Consider the following 25,165-nt stretch of genomic DNA (forward strand, 5'->3'; position numbering starts at 1 on the left):
AGAAGATTATCTTATAAAGATAAGTTTTTTTTCAAACTTTTTTAGTGACTTTATGTAAAATTTTATTATTCGGCAATAATTTTGGTATATTTTTAATTTATAATTGTACTAATAAGCGAATTGCTATAAAATAAAATTAATGATTGGAAACTATAGTTGCTTGTTTTAGACAAAATGTATATTGGAAATTATTATAACTTATTTAGCTCAAAAATAAGCCCCACTCTTAAGCCAGCCCACATATCTAAAGCTGTTTTATAACTTGATATTTTTTTGTCCTTTATTTTGCCAAATTCCACTTTGTCTTCCCCAATGGTAGCATCAAAAATATCACTGTAAATTTTATTATGCCCAAAATCACAATTAAGACTTGTCGTGTTTGTTATTTTATACCTAAAACTTATACCATAACTTAAAGCCAGTTTTGTGCTTTGTGCGTGCCTTAATGATAGATTATTATCAATATCATTGGCATTACTTCTAAAACCATTGATGCCCAACCCTACATAAACCAAAGTATTTATCTTTTGGCGTGCAATAGGAATGTAGGGATGTGTCAAGTTAAAAATATCAGCCTCAATACGTTGTGTTATTTGGTAGAAAGAAGTGGTAGTGGATAGATTAAGGGCTGCTTTGCTCTCTTTAAATCCGCCTGCTTCAATCGTTAATTGCGTATCAAAATAGTTATTGAATTTCTTACCAACGCACATGCCAAAAAGAGGGTCTTTGGTTTGAAGAAAATTTCTAATGTCTATGTTACTTTTCAACTCATTCAAATCACCATAGTACTGAATAGAGCCGATATAAGACGAAACAAAATATTTATTTGTCGGATTTTGACAAAAAGTATTAAGACTTAAGAAAAAAGCGATGTTTAATAAAAATATTTTCACGATAGTTGAGATGGTTTGAATATACTTGTTTAAAATGAAAGCAAAAACTATACCGTTCAATTGATTTCTGTAAATAATAATACTCTTTAAGGGTATGTTTATATTTGTCTAAGGCCTTAAATTATTTCTTTCGACATTACTGGAACTAAACCTTTTTTAATTGACTTAGTAAATATATTTGTGCTTAACTCTTATGTAGAAGATATTCTTTTTAGCAATGATACAATTTTGTATCTTTGTTTTATTGAATGTGTTTTTTGCTATCACCATTAATACTTTTGCTTTTTTAGTGATTAAGCGATTTAATTGAATTTGACAGTTCAATTTGGGTAGCTAAAATGGAGGAAAACAATGCGAAAGCAAAGCTTTACTCTTAATGTCGGTCATCTATATTTTTAAGTAGAATCTTACTGTATCAATTCATCTAAATCCAAATCTCTAAATCCTAAAACCTAAAAAAATGAACAGAAACTTACAGGACGGCTTAAATTTTTTTTCTAAAGTTACACCCACTCGTGCATGGAATGCTTTGAAGAATGTTTCGAGCTACATTGAGTCAAAAATTACAGGTAATTCTGTTCATCGAGGTTTGCCCATTGCTATATCAATCGAGCCAACTACCTCTTGTAATTTACGTTGTCCAGAATGCCCCAGCGGTTTACGGAGCTTTACTCGCCCTACAGGGATGCTACAAGAAAATCTTTTTAAACAAACTATTGATGAACTAGCCGATACACTATTATACCTCATCTTTTACTTTCAAGGTGAACCCTATTTGCACCCCAAATTTCTTGACTTGGTTAAATATGCTTCTAAAAAAGGCATTTATACTGCTACTTCAACTAACGCTCATTATTTGAATAGTGAAAACGCTAAGAAAACCGTTGAATCTGGTTTAGATCGTATGATTATTTCGATTGATGGAACAACGCAGGAGGTATATGAGCAATATAGAGTTGGAGGAAACTTAGAAAAAGTAATCGAAGGAACAAAAAATATAATCCATTGGAAAAAAGAGTTGAAATCTAAAACCCCTCATGTCATTTTTCAGTTTTTGGTGGTCAAACCAAACGAGCATCAGCTGGAAGAAGTTAAACAGTTGGCAAAAGATTTAGGTGTTGATGAGGTAGGATTTAAAACAGCCCAAATTTATGATTATGAAGACGGCTCGACACTCATTCCAACGATTGATAAATATGCACGATACAAAAAAAATACTGATGGAACTTATCAAATAAAAAATAAATTACTCGACCATTGCTGGAAAATGTGGCATTCATGTGTCATTACTTGGGACGGTTTGGTAGTACCTTGCTGTTTTGATAAAGACGCAGAATATCGTTTAGGTGATTTAAAAAAGCAATCATTTAAAGAGCTTTGGCAAAGTGAACCATATAAAAACTTTAGAAAATCACTTACCAATGCTCGTGCAGAAATTGAAATGTGTAAAAACTGCACCGAAGGAACGAAGGTTTGGGGATGATTTAAAGCTATTAAAAATTAGGTTTTAGGAGTTAGGTTTGTATCTAAATAAATTTAATCTCTTGATAAATTTACATCTATAAAGAATAGAAGTATCATTGACTATGCTTTTAATAAAGCATTCAAATAAATATTTATTATTAAATCAAAAGCTAACAGCCAATTGCTACTAGCTTCATTGTTAACATGATAGAAAAAGAATTAGATAATAGTAAAATTGCTGTGATGGGGCTTGGGAATATCGGTTTACCTTTGGCCATTGAATTAGGAAAGAAATATACGACAGTTGGATTCGACTTAGAGTCTCAACGAATTTTGTCATTAAAACAGGGGATTGATAGCAGAAATGCTCATTCGCCTACTTTTACCATCTCTGAAAAATTAATTTTTTCAACAGAAATTTCTTCACTCCATGATTGCAATATCTATATCGTCGCTGTTCCAACAAGTACTTACAATGATGGAAAACCTAATTTACAGGCTTTATTAGCAGTGACTCAAACTATTTCATCTTTACTTAAAAAAAATGATTTAGTTATTTATGAATCTACTGTTTTTCCGGGATGTACAGAAAATATTTGTGTACCAATATTAGAATTGTACAGCGGATTAAAATTTAATAATGATTTTTTTGTAGGTTATTCACCTGAAAGAATCAACACAGCCGACTCATTACATACTCTTTCTAACACTATTAAAATCACAGCGGGTTCAACTCCTGTTACGGCTCAAAAGGTTGACCAACTATATAAATCTATCGTATTGGCAGGTACTTTTCCTGTAAAATCTATCAAAGTTGCTGAAGCAGCTAAACTTGTAGAAAATGCTCAGAGAGATATTAATATAGCTTTTATGAACGATGTAGCTAATATTTTATCAACGAATGAAGTGCCTTTTGATGAAGTGTGGGATGCCAGCAGTACAAAATGGAATTTTCTCAAATTTACACCAGGCCTTGTGGGTGGCGATTGTTTGCCACTTGCATCACAATATTTGGATTATCTTTCTGATGGTACAACAAACACCCTTAGCACAGCTCGTCATATCAATGAAAATGTTCCTTATGCTATTGCCAAATTAGTAGAAACAAAACTCAAACAAAATTTTGGTGAGTTGACTGATTTTAACGTACTTATTTTAGGAGTTGCATACAAACCTAATACTTCAAGTATCAAGGGTTCGCTTGTTCCTACTTTAATTGAAGCTTTACAAACAAGTCGGTTAAATACGGATGTTTATGACCCAGTTGCTGAACCCTCAGAGATATTGATGCTTTCAAAGATTAGCGACGAAAAGAAATATCATTTGATTATTAGAGCAACAAATCATCAAGTTTTCGAAGATTTAGATTATTCAAGCATCGGCCATGATAATTTTCTGAATTTTGATATTCATCAATTTCGCTTCAAATAACGTTTATTAAGATGTGAAATATAAATTTTCCTAAGTATGTTTCGCCCTATTTCTTATAAAAAGGGCGAAACATACAAAACCAACATCAATTGAATTGTTGGGAAAACTAAGGCTGAAAATTGAACCCTAAGCCAACCCATTTGCATTTTTGAGCTTCAAATTTTCCATAAGGTGTAGGTCCATTGTAAACTTCCAATAAAAGATAAAATGTTTTCTCGTAATTAGGCAAATGAAAGCCGATACCTGAACCAATTTTTGTGCCTGGGTAAAAACCAGTTTGCTCTAAAATTCGATTGTCAATGCCAAAAACAAAAGACTTATTCTTGTTTTTTAAGCTTTTTTCATACATCATCCCCAATTGAAATGCCAAGCGTTTTCGTTCATCACCAGGTCGAAACTTTGGTCTAACACCATAACCTACGCCACCATAAAATCGCCAATTATTTTTTGTATAGGCCGAAATCAAGTCTATTTGCTCATAATTGACAGGGTTATTTTTAAAGAAGTCTAAGCCATTGTGCAATAGATAATCATCACCCAAATGTGATGAAACATGAAAGCCTCGTACCCTAAACTGCCAATTAGATTTTTGCCAAACATAACTCAAGCTTATTTTATAATCGGCATTTCGATTATACCGATGAAACTTGCCATCTTGACCAAACATGTCAAATTGTGTAAAGACTGTGATGTCCATATTTAACTGCTTATTTTCATTCCATTGATAAATAGGCTTATTGAAGCCAACAGCAAATGGAGCATATAAACCGCTGTCACTGTGTCCTTCAGTCCTTTTACGAGTAAAATACCCATAAGATTGTGCCTCTAATGGGTCGAATAGAAGAGGTTTGAATAAGTGCTTTTTCGGAAAAAAACCAACAGTACGTTCTTCTTGGGCAAACGTACTAACAGGCATTAGAAAATTCGACAAAAAAACTAAAAAGCCAAAAACTCCATAAAGTAAGAAGTATTTGGCTCTTAAAGGCTGATTTTTAAACAATAAAAAGTGAATCAAAGCTTTTTTATATTTGGATTTTTAATTTTTTTTTAATTGAGAATGGAAGAGCATTAGCATCTTGTGATGACGCAAGTAAAAAATTTACAAATGACAAGTTTTTAAGAATGCCATATTTGCTAATTCCTAAGTTCTACCTCATAATTAAATAACTTTTGCCTTTGCTTTTGCATATACTTTTAATTTTAAAGTAAATTTCACAGGTGCTTGGTTAACGCTACCAGTATAATATACATTTACTTTATAAGGTGATGTTTTCATGAAACCTGCTAAGGCAATGATTGCAGCGGGTGAGGCTGTTATTTCGGTTTCCTTACCAACCAATGAAGAAAGGTTAACGTTGCTAAAACTTCCGATGTTAGTTTTATTATTGCCATTGCCGTCAGCTGCATCAAATGAAGCACTGGCTGTTTGTGAAGTAGTTCCTACAAAATCACTGATGGTATAAGTGACTTTAGTTACGGTTACATCTTTTAATTTATCTGAATTTTTTTTAAACGTTTCATTAGTTGTAGGGTCTAATAGCTTAGAACCATCATATTGTAAGCCAGGTTTATCAATGACAAACGTCATATCACTATTAAAATCAAAGGAAACGCCTGGGAAATTCTCACAGGAAGTCAATACGATAATTGACAAAATAAAAATGTATTTTTTCATGGGTTCTTTAATAGTTTATTTGGTGATTATATAATTTTAAGGTAAAATTATTATATTTTCTTTGATTTTTTTACCGAATAATAAATAATTTATCAAACGGTAATAATAAAGATATATATTTACACAATTAAAGTATTCAGTAGTGTAATGTAGTAAGCAACCATTTTGTTATTTTTCTCGTATGTAAAACATGATGATAGGATTATGTGATGCATTAATTTGCTATTCTGTGTTTTCAATAAATGATTATAGCAACTGAGAAATTAATTGTCAAATTATTAATTGTTTTATAGTCTTGCTGACTAAATGTCAATTACTGAAAACTAAATAATTGCTGTAAGTTTTTAACTGTAAATCGTCGCCTTTTTGCTGTGGGACATTGCCGATTGGTATTGATTATTAATGTGAAAAGCAAATCAGCTTTTATCAATTATAGACAGTTGACTATTAAATAACTATCCATGAAATTAAAAATTTTACTTTTTTTGCTATTCTGCTATTGTACAAGCACTGCTCAGGTTGTTTATGAGCCACTTTATCGAAGTGTATATGCTTATTTATCAAGAATTTCACAAAGAGGTATTATTAATCTTGACGATGTAGTCCAACCTATCGCTCGTAAGGATATTGCTCAACACCTGCATCAACTTCAGCAAAATGACGAACAATTGACTCCTTTGGAGAAAAAAGAATTGGTATTTTATCTCAAAGAATACACCCAAGATTTAACTTTACTTTACCGTGATTCTTCTCTCAAAGAAACTACTAAAGTAAAATTTCTAAAATATAGTAACAATGACCGCTTTCGGTTTTTGTCTTCTCAAGATAAATTATTCACTATCAACTTTCAACCGATTTTTGGTTATCAATTTGGTATTACCAATGGTAGTCATAGCCTTACTCATCGTTGGAGTGGTTTTTGGGCTTATGGTGCAATCGGAAAAAACTTTGGTTATAGTGTAGATTTTAGAGCTCATCAAGAAGATGGGACGGGGGTTGATTCAAGCAAATCTTTCACTCCAGAGACGGGGGTATTGGCAAGATATAGGGAAAATGGCTTAGAATATTCAGAAGTGAAGGCCACACTCTCCTATAACTGGAAATGGGGAAATATAACCGTTGGAAAAGATTACATGCCGATTGGGTATGGAACTAATGGGAAAATAATTATCTCCACCAAAGCACCTTCTTTTCCATTGATTAGATTAGATATTAAACCTGTGAAATGGTTCTCATTTAATTATGCTCATATTTGGCTTAATTCCAATGTAGTTGATTCTACTAACATACGAGCTTCGGGCATTCCAAAAGTCTATCAAATCAGTGATGTGCCAAAATACATGGCAACTCACTCTTTGATTTTTACACCATTCAAAGGGTTAAAGGTATTATTGGGTGAATCAATTATTTATAATAACCAAGTGCAATTGGCTTACATGACGCCTATCTTGTTTTTTAGAGCAGTGAGCCATTATCAAGGAGAGTTATCAAGATCTAACACAGTGAGTAACTCTCAGATATTTGCACAAGTAAGTTCTCGTAACCATATACCTCATACACATTTGTATGCATCTTTTTTTATTGATGAATTAAGTTTGAGAAATAAGAACCGTAACCAAACTGCCTATAATTTGGGCGTTTCTTTAACTGACTTTCCTATTAAAAACTTATTTATTAGTAGCGACTATACTCGTGTAAGACCTTATACATATATACATTTTATTCCTGCACAAACTTATCGAAATTCTAATTATAATATTGGTCATTGGATTGGTGATAACGCCGACCAATGGACTAATGAAATACAATATCGTATCAAGAGAGGCTTAGATATTAAAATGAATTATCGACTTATTAGGAAGGGAACTGTCGGAAATGGTATTGGACAACAAGATCTATCTTTAAAATCAGATTTCCTTTGGGGACAAAAGAAATATCTTCAAAGCATAGAGGTGTATTTGAATTATGAAATTATCCATGATTTATTTGTAAAAATGGGCTATCAAAATTTGAATTATGATGGAAGTTTTATACAAACTCCAACCAAAAATATTTTCTCATTGAGTACCAATTATGGGTTTTAATAATAAATACAATAGGTATTAATAGTATTTGTAAAAAAAAAAACTGGATAAAAGATAGAAAAAATGAACCGTTTAATAAAAAACATTGCATTTTTACAAGAATATATCTAATTTTGTTTTACAGACATTAAAGTTCGATTAAAAAAGTATTACCCCAATATATAACGAATCCTTAATTACACATGAAAGCAACAAAATTTATACTGTTCTGTTTTTTACCTTTGATGCTCCTACATCTTCAATCGTGTATTACAACACCGCCTATTGCTTATTTTCAATCAAGCGATTCTTTAAAATTTCAACAATTATTAAAAATTCAACCTAAAACATCTCGTATCCAGCGAAATGATATTTTGGCAATTACAGTTGGTTCTTTAAACAAAGAGTCTAATGAAATTATGAATTTTGCAAATATCAATCCTTTGACAACTACTGCATATCCAAACATTCAAACAGGCCAAAGAGGGCAGCCTTTGGGTTATTTGGTTGATTCAACTGGGCATGTAGAGGTACCATTTGTAGGAAGGATAAAATTATTGGATATGACACTTGAAGAGGCAGCCAATGTTGTGAGAACTGAAGTTTTAAAGTCATTGAAAGACCCAGCGATTAATGTCCGTTTTTTGAATCATAAGTTTTCTGTATTAGGTGAGGTGAACCGTCCAGCTACTTATAATTTATTAGATGATCGCACCACATTACCTGAAGCTTTGGCTATGGCGGGTGATTTGACAGTCTATGGAAATCGAACTAATGTAATGATTTTAAGAGAAAATAATGGAATCAGAGAAGTAGCCAAACTTAATTTATTGACCCAAGAAGTATTCAATTCACCCTACTATTATTTACAGAATGGTGATTTAATATATATTGAACCTGTGAAGGCTAAGGCTACTTATACAGAGCAAAAAGTACAGTTGGCTCCTATTTATACAAGTATTGCTACAACTGCTATTGTATTTGTCACTTTACTGGTTAATATTATTAAGTAACTCATGTTATAAATAATTGTAATTCATCGGCTTATTTATATTAAACACCAAATTGTATATACTTAATAAATGAGTCATTTTCTAAATAATAATAAAATATAAGAATGAATAATTTTGAAATTTTGCAAGAAAAGGAAGGTGAAATAGATTTAAAACTTTATTTTCTTAAATATCTACGCTATTGGTATTGGTTTGGATTGGCTCTTTTGCTGACACTTGGAGGTGCTTTTTTGTACTTACAATATGCAGTACCTATCTATAAAATTTCGGCAACATTATTAATTAAAGATGAGAAAAAAGGCTCAAGTGCTGGAAATGATATCTTGAAAGAGTTGGATATGTTTAGTGGAAGTAAGATTGTAGAAAATGAAATAGAGGTAATTAAATCAAAGGTTTTGGCCGAAAAAGTGATTGATGATTTAAACCTAACAGTTTCATATTATTCGGAAGGGTGGATACGAGATGTTGAATTGTTCAAAAAAAGCCCTGTCACATTGAACTATATAAGTTTAAAAGATATTGCATACAAAGACCCACTATATATACGATTAGTGGATTCGCAAAATTTTGAACTATTAGATGAAAATAAAAGTGTACTTGGAAAATATATCTATACTCAATCATTGAGTAATAGTTATGGACGTTTTAGGGTGTTTTTGAACAATCCAAAGGCAAAAAGCGGAGAAATCGTCAAAATTCGTTTTGCACGTAGAGAAGAAATGGTTCAAGCCTTTACCAAAGACATTCAAGTAGAGTTGATTAATCCTAAAAGTACAGTTCTTCAATTAGGACTTGAAGATGCCGTGCCTGAAAAAGGAAGAACTATTTTGACAAAATTAATAGATGTTTATACTTTCTCTTCTTTAGAAGATAAAAATAGTGAAGCAACAGCAACACTAAGGTTTATTGGTGAACGTTTGCAACTCATTACTGGTGAATTGAAAGATGTAGAGAAAGATGTAGAGGTATATAAAACTACACAAGGAATTACAGATTTGAGTGCTGAAGGTAACTTATTTTTAGAAAAAGTAAAAGATAATGATGCTAAGCTGAGTGAAGTTGATATACAATTGAAAGTATTGGATGGTGTAGAGCGATACTTAGCAAGTGGACAAAACAACGTAGCTCCTGCGACCTTGATGGTCAATGATCCAATTCTTACTTCATTTATTGAAAAGTTAGGGGAGCTAGAGTTGCAACGTGAGAGAACTTCTCGTACTGTACAAGCTGGTAATCCATTTTTGGAAACAATCAATACTCAAATTGCAAATACTAAACAGGCGATTCGTGAAAATGTATCTAACCAGAAAAAAGGATTAATAATTACTCGTAATGGCTTGCAAGGTAATAATAACCGATTTGAAAGTGCTATTCGTACGATCCCTCGTAAGGAACGTGAGTTTGTTAATATCCAAAGACAACAAAATATTAAAGAAAGTCTTTATCTCTTACTTTTACAAAAACGTGAGGAAACAGCCTTGTCTTATGCCTCTACAGTTACTGATAGTCGTGTGGTAGATACACCACATGCAACTTCTAAACCTATTAAACCAACACCGAGAATTATCTATTTGGTTGCCCTTTTACTTGGGGCTATCATTCCAGCGGCTGTAATCAATATCAGAGAATTGTTGAATGATAGGGTACAGTCAAGGAAAGATATTGAGAATGCTACTGGTATGACAATTTTTGGAGAAGTTGCCCAAAAGTCAAAAGATATTGAAGGGTCATTGATTGATGCAAAAAGTAGGAGTTTTCTATCTGAACAGTTTAGGACGCTTCGTACTAATCTGCAATATATCAATACCAATAGTAATGGAAAAGGAACAGTTTTGTTATTTACTTCATCAACCAGTGGAGAAGGTAAAAGTTTTGTAACCCTTAATTTAGCAGCTAGTTTGGCATCATTAGATAAGAAAGTGGCTGTTTTGGAATTAGATTTACGTAAACCTAAGCTTTCATCTTATTTGAATACAAACCGTGAATTTGGTATTTCAAATTATTTGGTTGGAGCTACTAATGAAACAGATATTATCAAACCTACTTCAGTAAATAATTTATTTTTGATATCAAGTGGACCGATACCCCCAAATCCTGCTGAATTATTATCAAATGGCAGAATTGAAACTTTGATTAATGTTTATCGTGAAACATTTGATTATGTATTGATTGATAGTCCACCTGTTGGTTTAGTAACTGATTCAATGCTTTTAAGCCCTTATGCAGATGCTTGTTTCTACTTAGTACGACATGAGGTTACTCCAAAACAAAACCTTAACATTTTGAATGATCTTAAGAAATTTGACAAAATGAAATCTTTAAATGTGATACTCAATGGTGTAAACTATAAAAATAGCCAAGAGTATCGCTATGGATATGGATATGGATATGGATATGGATATGGAAAAGGTTATTATATTGAAGATTTCAAAAAAAGTAGTTTCATCAAAAGAATGAGAAAGAAGTTTAAATTATAATTTTTCGGTTGGTTTTGTTGGAAACTATTAGCACAGATTTAAGTAAGTCTATGTTAGTATAGAATATTTTTGATACCTCAATTATTGATACTGCTACTATATGCTTGACTGAAAGTAGCAGTATCAATAAGAGTAAAATATTTATCATTAGAGCTATGAAATATCATCATCATTGATTTGGCTAACAATGTATTATGCTGGTAAATTGAATCCTAACACTTTTTATTATTTGAGTAGAATATGTTGTGTTAGTATTCAAGTACTTACTTCTCTTAACGATTATGAATGATAAAGTATTGGTCAAATAAAAGCCATGCTTTGTTTTACAATATTTTAACCTTAATTTCGAGAGATTTTTATAATACATTTGTTTAAAAGACCTATTATAGCATAAATGATTTCTGACATGAGAATTAGATATTTGCTTTTTATTATGACATTTTGTTTATATTCATGTAAAAAGACGACCAGTCCTGTTACAAATGTAGTACAAATTGCTCCTGATACAGTACATACTCTACCTGTTCAAAACCAATACAGAAAACCTACTATAGATCCAGGATTTTATCTTGTGGGACATAGGGGTTATTCCGCAGCTTATCCCGAAAATACGCTTGCATCGTTTATTGGTGCAATTGATATTGGTGTAGATGCAATTGAATTGGATGTTTGTATTTCTAAAGATAATAAAGTTGTTGTAACACATGATCCATATTTGAATTCCGAATTTACAAATAAGCCCGATGGCTCCCCTCTTCTCAAGAGTGAAGAAAGTAAATATGTAATATACCAAATGCTTTATGAAGATATAAAAAAATTTGATATTGGTTCACGAACTACAGCTTATAGGGCTACTCGAAAACTGTCACCACAATATATGCCTCTTTTGAGTGAAGTATTATCAGAATGTGAGAATTATATAAAAGCTAAAGGTAAACCTCCTATTAAATATATTATAGAGATTAAATCTTTTAGATCTATGGAGGGTAAGTGGCAACCAAGTGTTAATAAGTTTTGTACACTTGTAAATGAAGTTGTTAGAACTGTTAGCTCTGATAAAATTATGATCAATAGTTTTGATAATTTCATTCTTAAAGAGTGGAAAACTAATAGAGAAAAATCAATTTTTCAAAATGTGCCATTAGGTTATTATGTTAGTGATTCAACAAAAACTGCGGAATTGCATTTTAAAACATTAGGATTTACGCCAGAATTGTTTTGTCCTTGGTTTAATTATAGTTTTATTAATAAAGATGTTAAAAGCTGTCATGAATTGGATGTTAAAATAATGCCTTGGACTGTCAATCCTGTTTCTAAAATGAAGGAATTGAAAAGTTTGGGGGTTGATGGATTTTTAACTGATTTACCTAATGCTTATATGTTGTCGATTAAAAACAAATAAATAAAAGAGATTTTAAAAGATAATAAGGATGACTTTAAAAGAAAAATTTAATAAACAATTGTTGAATAAAGGGACTATTGTTGCTTTTAATATTCAAAATTTATATCAACTACAAAGTCTTTACAAAGTTGCAAATCAGAATCAAGTTCACGTTATAGCTCAATTTTCTGCCAAATTTATTAAATATTTCGATGATAATATAGGATTTGAGATGCTTGTGAAAAAGTATCAAAATGAGTTTTTAACTTTTCATTTAGATCATTGCTTAGATATATCGTTAATTAAATTTTGTATTGACAAAGGATTTGCATCTGTCATGTTTGATGGTTCTGCTTTACCATTACTTGAAAACATTAAATTATCAAACGAAATTTATGATTACGCTCATCAGAAAGGATGTCTTTTAGAGGTGGAATTGGGAAGCATTTCAGGCGTTGAAGATGGTTTTGGTGAGGAGCATGGTCTTTATTATGATATTGAAGAATTAAAAAAGTTTAATGAATCTACAAAGTATGATTTGCTGGCATTGGCAATTGGGAATGCTCATGGCATCTATCAATCACTTGATTCAATTAAGCTTGAATTGTTGGAGGATGCCAAAAGAATTGTGGGAGAGCAATTTTTTGTTTTACACGGTGGAACTGGAATGCCTGAGACAATGATAAGACAAGCAATTGATATCGGTGTAGTAAAAATGAATGTTTCAACAGCTTTAAAAGTAGAGACATTAAACATTATGAAGAACTACTCAAATATCAATACTTCTTATGATGAAATTAAATTTGGAGATTTCTTTTACAACAGTATTTCTCCATTCTACCTAAATTATATTGCTAATTATACAAAATAATATATGTATTTAATAATAAATCTTGGATTAAAATCAATTAGGGGTATTGTGTTTAATGAGATTGGAGAACAAATTTATTCTAAAGCTTACCCTGTACATACATCTTTATTTTTAGAACGTGTTGAACAAGATGCCAATGAATGGATGACTCTTCTATATCAAATATTAGATGATTTGAAGAACAATACCGATTTAAGCAAACAAATAAGCCATATTAGTGCTACTACAAGTTCTTCTTGTATTTTAGGAATTAACAGCCAATTAAAACCTGTAACCAAAGTTTTAATGGTTTCTGATAAACGAACAGTTGAGGAAGTCTCAATAATCAAAAGTAACCCTCTTTTTAAAAAAGAATATGTTTGCACAACATCAGCATTAATTCCTAAAGCTCTCTGGTTTAAGAATCATGAAAAATCGACCTTTGAAAATGTAAAATATTGGATGGGTGCTGGAGAACTTATTAATTTAATTTTCACAGGCGAAATTTTTACTGATCCATTAAATGCAAGTAAAGCGTTTTATCAAGAAGGAAAAGGGTATGATATTGCTGTGCTCAATGATTTAGGTATTAGCCCTGAATCATTGCCTCCTGTTAAACCAATTGGTTTTGAAGTACCGATTTCTAAAGAGCTAATTATAAACTATAATTTAAATACTGATTGTAAGTTTATTCTGACAACTTATGATGCGATATGTGCAGTAATTGGATCAAGTAATGGAGATAGTAATAATGCTTGCGATGTATCAGGGACTGTTACGTCAGTCAGAATGCTTCATGAGCAAGAGTTGAAAAGTAATAATACTATTTTATTGGTTCAACACATCGAATTCCTTAATAATTATTTGATAGGAGCTTCCAATAATTTAGGAGGTGGTATCATAGAATGGTTTAAGCAAGCTTTTTATAATTCTGAGAATGATAACGCTTATTTTCAGATGGATAATCAAGCTCAACAATCAACTATAGGTGCTGGTGGGGTTATTTTTCTTCCTTATTTATTAGGTGAAAGAGCTCCATTTACTTCTCCAAATGCATCAGGAAGTTTTTTCGGAATTAATAGAAGCACAACTCTAAAGGACTTTACTCGTGCTGTTTTTGAATCCGCTGCTTTTGTTACTCGTGATTTATTGGAGTTAATAGAAAACTCTGGCGTCACAGTTCAATCATTGACTGTTAGCGGTGGTCTTGCAAGATTTGATTTAATAAACCAGATAAAGGCCGATGTTTGTAATAAACCAGTATATGTGGTTGATAATTTTGAGAGTACATCAATTGGTGCATTTTTATTGATGGCATTGGCTCAAAAGAAATTTTTGACCTTAAAAGAGGGGTTAAAAAAAGTTGTTAAAGTAAGGAAAGTAATTTACCCTTCCGAGAAAAATAGGGTTTTATATGATAATTATTTTCATCTATATAAAAGCTTAAATGAGCGTTTAACACCACTATATGATACACATAAGTTCATAAAAGACCTTAAGATTATCCACGAAAATGAAATTGTCAGAAACTTATGATTAATAAGCATATAACAGGAAATATTACTATTGGTAGTTTATTGCATATAAACGAATCTGATTTATTTACTAATGTAAATAATATATTATTAGTCACAAGCCCAACAGTAAGTAAATACCTTAAAGTTGAAAAAACAAAAGAAATACTTGCTAAAAACTATAATTTAACTTTTTTCAATGAGATAAAGCCTAATGCCCCAATCATTGATTTAGACAACCTTGTAGCTAAAACACCAAAACCAGATCTTATCATTGGCATTGGTGGTGGGTCTGTTATCGATTCTTGTAAAGCATTGTCAGTAGCTTGGCAAGGTGCTACAATTATTGATTTATTTTATAAAAAAGAGAGCCTTAGTAATAAGAAAATAAAAACTATTGCAGTACCAACTACTGCTGGTACTGGTGCTGAACTGTCATTTGGTTCAATCCTTTACGATACCAAAGACCATATAAAGAGCGGTTTACGTGGTTCACAATTACAACCAAATCTGGCATTTATAGATATTGATTTATATATTGATGCACCCAATAAATTAATTGCTGAAGTTGGTTTTGATTGTTTAACACATGCAATTGAAACGTATGTGTCAACAGCATCAACACCAATGGTCAAGTATCAATCAGTCGCAGCAATTCAAGTAGTTTTTGGACAATTGCGAAGTGCTTTTTTGAAAGATAAAAATGCCTTAGAGAAAGTTGCCATTGCTGCGGCATTAATGGGTATCAACTTAGCTCAAAGTTCAACTTGCTTGCCTCACAGAATTCAGTATGCCTTAGGCCCTAAAACAAACACCTCGCACGCTCAAGGATTAATAATGTTGTATAAAGGGTGGCTAACTGAAATTAAAGATACGGAGGTTTTTAATGAATTAGCTCATGCCTTAGGACTGACAACTACGGACTTTGTAGAAAACATAATAAGGCTAAAACAAGACTTAAATATCGACTATTCACTTGCTGATTATGGAGTTAATTCATCAGATATTTTAGAAATAGCATCAAATGTAACGGGGAATATGGACAATGATCCATGTTATAAATCTAAAGAAACAATTATTTCAATTTTACAAAATTCACTATGATAGGTTTAATATTAGCTGCTGGAAAAGGGAGTAGATTAGGTTCTCAAACAGCAAATACACCAAAATCGTTATTATCACTTACAGAAAATAAAACATTACTTGATTATAATATTGATATATTAGAGAAATTAGGTATCACTGACATAAGGATTGTTACTGGATTTCAAGCTGATAAAATAGAAGATTATACAAAAAATAATGAGAAAATAAGCTACATATACAATCCATTTTGGGATAAATGTAATGTTTTAGGTTCATTATATATGGCTTTACCAAGTATAGATGATGATTTCTTCTTTTTACATGCTGATACTTTGGTTGATATTTCTGTGTGGGAAAAATTGAAAGATTTTCAGGGAGATATGGTATTGCCATACGTGAAAAAAAAGTGTGGAGAAGAAGAAATGAAAGTTAGATTGGATGTGAATGGGAATCTTCTTGAAATAACCAAAGAAATGGACGCATCAATTGCCGATGGTGAGTTTCTTGGAATAGCTAAATTCTTAAAAGGTGCCGTTCCTTACATGATTCATTCAGCACAGACCTTGTTCAAAACTGGCAACTTGAACTTTTATATGGAGGCGGTTGTGCAAAAAGCGATTGATGAATCGAAAGATGTAAAATCATTCGATATTGGAGATGCGAAATTTATTGAAGTTGATTTTGAGGAAGATTATCAAAATGCAAGAAGAATATTTGGCTAAAATATTATCTTATTCATGTTATAGATTTGAATAATAATAAAAGGGTTTTTAAAAATACTCAGAATCATAAATTTTAATATAAAAAAAACAAATACCAAACCCGAATATTATAGGAACATCTTTCAATTGATTATTTATAATTTTATCAATTGACTTTAGACTTAAACACTGCACTTGAGTATAAAAAAATAGTCTAAGTTGTTTTGTGATATACAAATGGAATAATATGTTTAATCTTATCAGTTTATTTCATAAGAATACTTATTTGTAATTAATACTTTACAATAAATAAATAATTTATGATAGAAATTATTAAAAAAACTGTTCAATTGATAGTAGGTTTTTTAGTCTATATATTAAATCCATTTTTCAGCGTAAGAAAGAATAGATGGGTATTAGGGGCATCAAAAGGTGAAAACTTCAATGAAGGTTCAAAATATATATTAGAGTATATTAATTCTTTCGACTCTGGAATAGATGCTGTTTGGATAACTCAGAATAAAGCTATAAAACGTCAAATTAGAGATAGAGGGCATAAATGCTATCTAAACACAGATCTAAAAGCATTGTCATACATTTTAACCAGTGAAGTTGTTATCACTTGTACTTCATTTGGAACTGATATTAATTACTGCTTTCCTAAAAAGAACAGAAAATATGTGTACTTAGCACATGGAATGCCTATTAAAAAAATTATTTATGATCAACCAGCTCGTCTAAATATACCAAAATCAAAATTAAGACATTTTTTTTATCATAAGTTTGTAGCAGCTTTTAAAATTTCTGATCTTAATTTAATCACCAGTACGTCTGATTATTATACACCTTTTTTACAAAGTGCATTCAAATCAAATGCAGTTGAAGCTATTGGTTTACCAAGAAATGATGCTCTTTTAAATCCAAAATATCTTGAAAAAGAGAAGTGGTTAACTGGAATTGAAGGTAAATTTGTAATTACATATATGCCAACTCATAGAGACTACGGTAATGGAAAAGTTAGTCCTTTTTTGTTTGAAGGTAATGAAAATGTGAATAAATTTTTTGAGGAGAATAATATTGTATTGTTAATTAAGAACCATCCTAATATGGTTAGTAAAATTATAGATGGTAAGAATACAAATAATATTTTAGAGATCTCTAAAATGGGGTTTGATGCTCAAAAAGTAATATTCCATACAGATTTATTGATTACAGATTTTTCAAGTGTTTGGATAGACTATCTACTCTTAAAACGGCCTGTTTTATTCTATTTATATGATAATTATGAGCAGGAAGATAATGATACATACTTTGATATTAGGAAAGCTAACATCGGTGAAATTTGTTTGACAGAAGAGGGACTTTACGAAATGATTTTTAAAATTTTTAAAAACTATGATAGTTATAGACCAACTCAAGAATTAATAAATATTCATCATAAATTTATTGATGATAAATCATGTGAAAGGTTGTATAAAATATTAATTGAATGAGTAATTTAAAGAAGAAAACAGTCGTAGGTATATTATGGGGTAGCTTGGAGCGTTTTTCTACACTTTTTATACAATTAGTTTGTACTCTAATTATTGCAAGATTTTTGTCACCAAGCGATTTTGGATTAGTTGGAATACTTACTGTATTCACTGCCCTTGGAACTGTTATAACGGATGCAGGTTTTAGTCAGGCATTGATCCGAAAACAAGATACCTCAGATTTGGATTATTCAAGTGTTTTTTACTTTAATGTTTTATTGAGTTTGTTATTATACTCAGTTCTTTTTTTAATTACACCAAAAATTGCATTATTTTATAATATTAAAGGATTAGAGAATGCAGCAAAGGTAATTTTTTTGATTCTACCAATAAATGCTTTTTCAATTATACAACAAACTATTTTACAAAAAACGATAGATTATAAGTCTTTATCTAAAATATCAATCATTTCTGCATTGGTATCTGGTGGGTTAGGAGTTTTTTTATCTTATATTTTGAAAGATGTTTGGGCACTGGTTTTTCAATTATTAATGTACAATGTTTTTAGAACTTCTTTATTCTGGATATTTGGCAAATGGAGACCTACTTTTAATTTTAGTATAAAACCTATTAAAAGTATGTCTTCATTTTCCTTGAATTTGCTTTTATCAGGAGCTATTGGGGTTATTTTTGATAATTTGTATTCGATTATGATTGGGAAGTATTATAAACCCGTAGATTTAGGGTTATATTCTCAGTCAAAAAAAATTTCTGATATTCCAACTATAACAATTGTTTCAGTCATTCAGCAAGTTACATTTGCTTCACTGTCAGTTTTGCAAAATGATAAACAAGAGTTAAAAAAGAAATACCTTCAAATTATAAGATTATCGGTTTTTATTGTGACTCCATTATTAAGTATGTTAATGATCACTGCCAATGATTTGTTTGAAATTATATTAGGAGAAAAATGGAAAGGGGCAGTAATATATTTTCAACTCTTATGTTTGATAGGTATGTTTTATCCGATTAGTTCTATTAATTTAAATATTTTAAAAATTGTTGGTAAGTCTAATGTGTTATTACGCTTAGAAATTGCTAAAAAAGTTCTATTAGTAATAATATTAATGTTCACAATTAAATTAAGTTTACTAATGGTTATTTATGGTAATTTTGTTTATGCAATTATTACGGTATTATTAAATATGTTTTTTTGTGGTAGAGAAATTAATTTAGGAGTTTTTAAACAAATAGCAGATATTTTTCCAATTTATCTCCTTTCATTGATAATATCTATAGTATTATTATATTTTTACAAGATATATTTGAATGATTACCTTCACCTTAAAATTATACTTTCAATGATTACATTTTCCACACTTTGGATTGTTACATCATATCTATTAAAATTTAAAGTATTTAAGGATTTAATAAACATAGTAAAATAACTTTTAGAATGTTAGAAATTGCTTTATTCTCAATAGTAGTTTTATCTGCGATTTTTATTAAAAAGGAATCGCTTATTTTGCTATTAATTTTTTTCCTCCCATTCCACTCTTTTATCAAAAGCTTTTTTCAGTATTTTTTTAATGGGGGAAACATTATTTCAGTTTGGAAGGAAGTGGTTATTCTCATTTTATTATTTAAAATAAATAAGAACCATTTATTTAAGTCAGAAAGATTAATAAAACAACTTATCTATTTGTTTTTTTCAATTGTTGTTCTCTATTTTATAACTACTGACAACCTAATTAATGCGATTCCTACATTAAGAGATCATTTATTTCCAATATTTCTCTTTATGTCATTATTATCAATGCAAATCTCTAAAGAATTTTTTACTAGAATTATTCTCTTTCTTGCAATAACTGCATTTATAAATGTTTTAATGGGATTTTTACAAAGTTTTATGTTCAATATTGAGATCTCCCAATTGATGGGATCAATAGATTTTATTGATGATAATGGTTATGTAAAATATAAAACGTCATCCGCAAGAATTTTAGGTATAGAACGAATGGCTGGAATTTTAGGTGGTCCAAATGTATTTGGTGTATATATGTCATTTATGATTGTAATTATCTCAGCATTATTATTAAACAAGGAGAAAGGCTTTCTTTCAAAAAGAATAATATTTTTGTTATTATTTCTTATGTCAATTTGTTTATTATTCTCGTTTTCAAGAGCAGGTTTTTTTATAGCAATCTCTGGTGTGATGCTCCTTTTATATTTTAATAAAACAAAGAATATTGGAAAAACAATTATTGGGCTTTCTTTTTTTTCAATAGTATTGTCATTTATTATTTTTACTTATTTTCCAGAAAAAGTTCAAATCTTGGAGTTATCACTTAGTAGTAAGGAAGCAAGTGCTGCTGACAGAGATGATAACTTTATGAAAGGCATAACCACCATAATAGAAGAACCATTTGGACATGGAGTTGGAACAACTGATAATAGGAATAAGGGATATAAAAATTTCTTCGAGTCTGCTATTCTTAACATCACTTTTGAAATAGGTTTTTTAGGTATTGCTATTTGGATTTGCTTACACCTTTTTATAGTATTTAAAATTTGGCAAAAATATAATAATAGAGCTAATATTATAGTGAAGATAGCATTAGCTATAAGTTTACCACTCATCGTAACATCTTTCTTTTCAATCAATACCTATGGTATGCCAATTATTTATTTTTGGTGGATATGTTTGGGGTTAGGGTTAAGTAGTATGAAAACAATGACAAATGTTTCTCAAATAAAACAAAATGCAACTCTCAATAATTACAGCAACATATAATGCGGAACTATATCTGCAGAGATTAATAGAAAGCCTTAAATATCAAAAGAACGGTATTATTGATTTTGAGTTTATTATTATAGATGGAGGTTCAAAAGATAATACCTGTGATATAATCAAGCAAAATGGTACAGTGGTATCTTATTGGTTAAGCGAGCCTGATAAAGGCATTTATGATGCTTGGAACAAAGGTATAAAGAAAGCTACTGGAGATTGGATTATGTTTTTGGGTGCTGATGACTTGTTAACGGAGGGGTCAATAGAGCACTATATGGAAACAATAAATAATACTTCCAATATCAACGAGTATGACCTTATTTCGTCCCGAGTAGAAATGTTTGATACTAACGGAAAAACGATAAGAATCAAAGGTTGGGCTTACGAATGGCCGAGATTTTTGAAAGAAATGACAATTGCTCATCCCGGAGCATTACATTCAAAAAGATTATTTGAAAAATATGGTTTATATGACACAAATTATAAAATTGTTGGAGATTATGAACTATTATTGAGGGGAGGTAAAAACCTTAAGACTCTCTTTGTTGATTACGTAACTGTTAAAATGAGTGAAGGTGGAGTGAGTGATTCAGTTAAAGCTGTTTGGGAACATTATAGAGCCGTAGTAAATACTGCAAAGGCTTCTCCAATGAAAGCAAGGATCAACGCTTACATTGTAATAGCTAAATTTAAAATTAAAAAAGAATTGCGTAAATTAGGATTAAACGTGTATTTAAAAAAGAGTAATTGAAACTTTTTCTTTAAAAATATAACTAACAATTTTTCAAAGTTTATTAAAAGTGGTTTAATGGTCAAATTAATTAGAAAATGAAAATATTTGTAGATGCACATAAATTTGATCATTCTTTTCAAGGGACTTCGACATATATTAAAGGATTATACAATGCTCTCGTCAAATATGATGATGTAGAAATAACTCTGTGTGCAAATGATATAGATAATTTGAAGGAGAATTTTAAAGATAAAAGGTTTAAATTCATAAAGTCTGAAGCAAAATCAAAAATCAAGAGATTAGGAATTGAATACCCTTTAATACTAAAAAGAGGGAAGTATGATTTTGCTCATTTTCAGTATATAGTTCCTCCTATTAAGTTTTGTAAATATATCAATACAATCCATGATTTATTGTTTTTGGAGTTTAAAGATTATTTTCCATGGCAATACAGATTGATAAATGGAACATTGTTTAGGATATCAGCCTTTATGTCAGAAATTGTTTTAACTGTTTCTGCTTATTCAAAAAAATCAGTAAATCAGATTTATAAAATACCATTAGAAAAAATATTTATTACAAATAATGCAGTACAGTCAATACCTTCAGAGAAGGTAGATATACAAAAAAAATATGGGTTAACAAATTATATATTATATGTAAGTAGGTTTGAACCAAGAAAAAACCATTTATTATTGTTGAAAGCATATTTAGAGAGTAATCTTTTTTCTAAAGGGTATGAATTGGTATTTATTGGAACGAAAAAAGAACCGATTGAAATTGATGCTTATAATAATTTGATAAAGAATATTCCATTAAATATTAAGGAAAAAGTTAAATTTTATGAATCCTTAAATGTAAATGAACTAAATAATTTTTACAACCAAGCATCTTGTTTTGTTTTTCCCTCAGTTGCTGAGGGTTTTGGAATTCCACCACTTGAAGCTGCAATTAATAATTGTAAGGTTCTATGTTCAAATGCGACTGCTATGGCTGATTTTGATTTCTTCAAATATCGTTTTAATCCTGATGATTTTGAAGATTTTAAGAATCAATTAAATCGCATTTTGGAAGATAAGGATTATCCGTATGATAACATCAGAAATAAAATACAATTAAAATATAATTGGGATAGAATTGCATTTGAATTTTATCAAGTTTTGAAGGAAAAATTATGTAAATGAAGAAAATTGAAGTTTTTATTTCACTTTTAGGGTTGTTTTTTTTAACTTTGACTGGTTCCCGAAATGTGTCTAAAATTGTTTTAGGGGCATATTATTTTGATGGATGGACTGGAACTTATCCTTATCATATTACCCAATCTTTGAAAGATTCTTTTAAAGTCCGTGAACCAAAATGGGGCTGGATTACAAGCAAACAAGAAATTGTTGACCAACAAGTAATTAGTGCATCAAAAATGGGTTTGTCTTTTTTTACGTTTTGTTGGTATTTTAATAATAAAAAACTTTGTGAAGATGAAACATTAAACCAAGCTTTAAATTTTTACAAGCGATCAATTAATAAAAATAAAATAAAGTATTGTTTGATGGTTGCAAATCATAAAGGTTTTGAAATTGGGCCCAATGATTGGGAAATTGTTTCAGATACTTGGATTAACAATTTTATTGATAAAAAGAGCTATCTTAATGCAGAGGGTAATCCATTACTAATTTTTTTTAGCTTTCAAACTTTGATTGAAAAGTTTGGTAGTGTGTCAGAAGTTAATCGTGCTTTCAATACCCTAAGAGAAAAAGCTGTTAAAAGAGGATTACACGGTGTAACAATTGCAGCCTGTTCTTACCCTAATGAGAAAGATATTCAATTAATTGAACAGTGTGGTTTTGATGTCATTACAGGATATAATTACCATAGTGCTGGTGTCAATTCATCAAATAGTGATAAAATAATTCAAATAGATAGCCTGACGAAATGGGAAAAGAAAATTTGGGATAAATTTAAATTTGTTTCTAAACTAAAATATATACCTGTTTCAACGTTAAATTGGGACCCTAGACCTTGGGCTAATGGCACTAATAGTTATTCAAAAGAAATTCGTTATACAGGTTTTTCTTCTGAATCTGTATATAATTCTTTAATTAGCTGTAAAAATTGGTTACAAAACAATAAAAACTTCACAGCTACTGAAAAGATAGCAATTTTGTATGCTTGGAATGAAAATGGTGAGGGGGCTTGGTTGACTCCGGGTAAAAATGGATTTAATCCTGGAAGTCGAATAAAAAAGGCATTAAAGCATAATTAATAAGTTTTTACATTAGTAATTTATTTAATAAGGCTAGTAAACAAATTGAATAAATTCAATATTTAAAAAACTGTAAGAAAATTTACAATTATAAGAATGTTTAAATTAATGGGTATAAGTTAAAAAAACACAAAATAATTGATATTTCTTTGATTTGAGTACTGATTTTACATTGTATTTTGAATATATATCTATATCTGTTGATAATATTAGTTTTCTTCAAATTTTAAAAGTTAATAAAATCTTGAAAATAGCAATTATAGGTACAAGGGGTATCCCAAACAATTATGGTGGCTTTGAGCAATTTGCTGAATATTTAGCGGAGGGATTAATAAAAAGAGGTATTAGTGTCTCAGTTTATAATAGTCATAATCACCCCTATCAGAAAAAAGATTGGAGAGGAGTTGAAATTATTCATTGTTATGATCCCGAAGATAAATATGGTACTGCTGGACAATTCATTTATGATTTGAATTGTATTTTAGATACTCGTAAAAAAGACTTTGATATTATTCTACAATTGGGCTATACAAGCAGTACAGTTTGGGGTTGGTTACTTCCCTCAAAGAGTATTATTACAACCAATATGGACGGTTTAGAATGGAGTAGAAGTAAATACTCTAAACCAGTTCAGAAGTTTTTACAATTTGCCGAATATTTGGGAACAAAATTTAGTAATTATTGGATTTCAGATTCTATTGGGATACAAGAGTATCTTGTCAAAAAATATCAATTGAATTCAACTTATATTCCTTATGGTTCTTTTGTTTTTGATGAACCTAATAGCAATATTCTATCAGATTATATGGTTTCTGAATATCAATATGATATGTTAATAGCACGTTTAGAACCAGAAAATAATATTGAAACGATTCTTGATGGAGTGGTTAAGTCAAACAGTAAAAGACCATTTTTAGTGGTAGGAAAGCATGAAACAAAATTCGGTGAATATTTAAAAAATAAATTTAAAGCAACTACTTCAATCGTTTTTGTAGGTGGCATATATGATATCAATAAATTAAATAATTTACGTTTCTTTTCTAATATTTATTTTCATGGCCATTCTGTCGGGGGGACTAATCCCTCTTTATTGGAAGCTATGGCTTCTCAAGCATTAATTTGTGCTAATCAGAATACATTCAATGCTGCTATTTTAGGAGATGACGCATATTATTTTACAAATTTAGATGATGTGGTAAAGGTGATGACTTCGGTCAATAAATTGGCAGAACAGAAAAAAATAGAGTCAAATATTGATAAGATTAGGGAACTATATTCTTGGGACATAATAATTGACCAATATTTAGAACATTTTCATGAAATAAGTAATATAAAGCAGGTGAATTATAGCGGAAACTAAA

20 protein-coding genes are annotated in these 25,165 nt (G+C 30.2%); 17 read left to right on the forward strand and 3 right to left on the reverse strand.

From position 1 onward, the window contains the following. Positions 1–191: 191 nt before the first annotated feature. A complete protein-coding gene (locus tag ACQUQZ_RS08385) occupies positions 192–893 on the reverse strand; it encodes an outer membrane beta-barrel protein (RefSeq protein ID WP_435354428.1) in 702 nt (233 codons plus the stop codon). A 460-nt stretch (positions 894–1,353) separates the two neighbouring features. Between ACQUQZ_RS08385 and ACQUQZ_RS08390 the strand changes: the two genes are divergently transcribed. Continuing rightward, positions 1,354–2,376, forward strand: coding sequence for an SPASM domain-containing protein (locus ACQUQZ_RS08390; RefSeq protein ID WP_435354429.1), 1,023 nt, complete (start codon positions 1,354–1,356; stop codon positions 2,374–2,376). A 185-nt stretch (positions 2,377–2,561) separates the two neighbouring features. After that, a complete protein-coding gene (locus ACQUQZ_RS08395; RefSeq protein ID WP_435354430.1) occupies positions 2,562–3,788 on the forward strand; it encodes a nucleotide sugar dehydrogenase in 1,227 nt (408 codons plus the stop codon). A 106-nt stretch (positions 3,789–3,894) separates the two neighbouring features. Here ACQUQZ_RS08395 and ACQUQZ_RS08400 read toward each other — a convergent pair whose 3' ends face one another. Further along, positions 3,895–4,803: a DUF1207 domain-containing protein gene (locus ACQUQZ_RS08400; protein WP_435354431.1), complete on the reverse strand. Its 909-nt coding sequence runs from the start codon at positions 4,801–4,803 to the stop codon at positions 3,895–3,897. Positions 4,804–4,947: 144 nt separating this feature from the next. Next, entirely contained in the window at positions 4,948–5,463 is a 516-nt protein-coding gene (locus ACQUQZ_RS08405) for a hypothetical protein (protein WP_435354432.1), read from the reverse strand. A 461-nt stretch (positions 5,464–5,924) separates the two neighbouring features. Between ACQUQZ_RS08405 and ACQUQZ_RS08410 the strand changes: the two genes are divergently transcribed. The 15 genes from ACQUQZ_RS08410 (at position 5,925) to ACQUQZ_RS08480 (ending at position 25,164) form a co-directional block, all read left to right on the forward strand. Next, the gene (locus ACQUQZ_RS08410) at positions 5,925–7,547 is read left to right on the forward strand and encodes a capsule assembly Wzi family protein (RefSeq protein WP_435354433.1); all 1,623 of its coding nucleotides are present in this window, start codon (positions 5,925–5,927) and stop codon (positions 7,545–7,547) included. 182 nt (positions 7,548–7,729) lie between these two features. Further along, a complete protein-coding gene (locus ACQUQZ_RS08415; protein ID WP_435354434.1) occupies positions 7,730–8,539 on the forward strand; it encodes a polysaccharide biosynthesis/export family protein in 810 nt (269 codons plus the stop codon). A 104-nt stretch (positions 8,540–8,643) separates the two neighbouring features. Continuing rightward, a complete protein-coding gene (locus tag ACQUQZ_RS08420) occupies positions 8,644–11,016 on the forward strand; it encodes a GumC family protein (protein WP_435354435.1) in 2,373 nt (790 codons plus the stop codon). 406 nt (positions 11,017–11,422) lie between these two features. Beyond that, entirely contained in the window at positions 11,423–12,418 is a 996-nt protein-coding gene (locus ACQUQZ_RS08425; protein ID WP_435354436.1) for a glycerophosphodiester phosphodiesterase family protein, read from the forward strand. 28 nt (positions 12,419–12,446) lie between these two features. Further along, complete coding sequence (locus ACQUQZ_RS08430) at positions 12,447–13,268, forward strand: class II fructose-bisphosphate aldolase (RefSeq protein ID WP_435354437.1); 822 nt, start codon at positions 12,447–12,449, stop codon at positions 13,266–13,268. A 3-nt stretch (positions 13,269–13,271) separates the two neighbouring features. Further along, a complete protein-coding gene (locus ACQUQZ_RS08435) occupies positions 13,272–14,783 on the forward strand; it encodes a xylulokinase (RefSeq protein ID WP_435354438.1) in 1,512 nt (503 codons plus the stop codon). After that, positions 14,780–15,865: an iron-containing alcohol dehydrogenase gene (locus ACQUQZ_RS08440; RefSeq protein WP_435354439.1), complete on the forward strand. Its 1,086-nt coding sequence runs from the start codon at positions 14,780–14,782 to the stop codon at positions 15,863–15,865. The genes ACQUQZ_RS08435 and ACQUQZ_RS08440 overlap by 4 nt, the downstream gene beginning before the upstream one ends. Further along, complete coding sequence (locus ACQUQZ_RS08445) at positions 15,862–16,569, forward strand: NTP transferase domain-containing protein (RefSeq protein WP_435354440.1); 708 nt, start codon at positions 15,862–15,864, stop codon at positions 16,567–16,569. Before ACQUQZ_RS08440 ends, ACQUQZ_RS08445 begins: the two co-directional genes overlap by 4 nt. Positions 16,570–16,868: 299 nt before the next feature. Further along, the gene (locus ACQUQZ_RS08450) at positions 16,869–18,041 is read left to right on the forward strand and encodes a CDP-glycerol glycerophosphotransferase family protein (protein WP_435354441.1); all 1,173 of its coding nucleotides are present in this window, start codon (positions 16,869–16,871) and stop codon (positions 18,039–18,041) included. Beyond that, the gene (locus ACQUQZ_RS08455) at positions 18,038–19,468 is read left to right on the forward strand and encodes a lipopolysaccharide biosynthesis protein (RefSeq protein ID WP_435354442.1); all 1,431 of its coding nucleotides are present in this window, start codon (positions 18,038–18,040) and stop codon (positions 19,466–19,468) included. Before ACQUQZ_RS08450 ends, ACQUQZ_RS08455 begins: the two co-directional genes overlap by 4 nt. An 8-nt stretch (positions 19,469–19,476) precedes the next feature. Next, positions 19,477–20,814 carry an O-antigen ligase family protein gene (locus ACQUQZ_RS08460; RefSeq protein ID WP_435354443.1) on the forward strand — a complete coding sequence of 446 codons (1,338 nt, stop codon included), beginning with the start codon at positions 19,477–19,479 and terminating at the stop codon, positions 20,812–20,814. Next, positions 20,783–21,562 carry a glycosyltransferase family 2 protein gene (locus ACQUQZ_RS08465; RefSeq protein ID WP_435354444.1) on the forward strand — a complete coding sequence of 260 codons (780 nt, stop codon included), beginning with the start codon at positions 20,783–20,785 and terminating at the stop codon, positions 21,560–21,562. The genes ACQUQZ_RS08460 and ACQUQZ_RS08465 overlap by 32 nt, the downstream gene beginning before the upstream one ends. 77 nt (positions 21,563–21,639) lie before the next feature. Further along, positions 21,640–22,728, forward strand: a complete 1,089-nt coding sequence (locus ACQUQZ_RS08470) for a glycosyltransferase family 4 protein (RefSeq protein ID WP_435354445.1) — start codon at positions 21,640–21,642, stop codon at positions 22,726–22,728. Next, positions 22,725–23,804, forward strand: a complete 1,080-nt coding sequence (locus tag ACQUQZ_RS08475; RefSeq protein WP_435354446.1) for a glycoside hydrolase family 99-like domain-containing protein — start codon at positions 22,725–22,727, stop codon at positions 23,802–23,804. Before ACQUQZ_RS08470 ends, ACQUQZ_RS08475 begins: the two co-directional genes overlap by 4 nt. 244 nt (positions 23,805–24,048) lie before the next feature. Continuing rightward, entirely contained in the window at positions 24,049–25,164 is a 1,116-nt protein-coding gene (locus ACQUQZ_RS08480) for a DUF1972 domain-containing protein (RefSeq protein ID WP_435354447.1), read from the forward strand. Position 25,165: the final 1 nt, after the last annotated feature.

The organism is Emticicia sp. SJ17W-69 (assembly GCF_051209875.1).
Lineage (GTDB): Bacteria > Bacteroidota > Bacteroidia > Cytophagales > Spirosomataceae > Emticicia.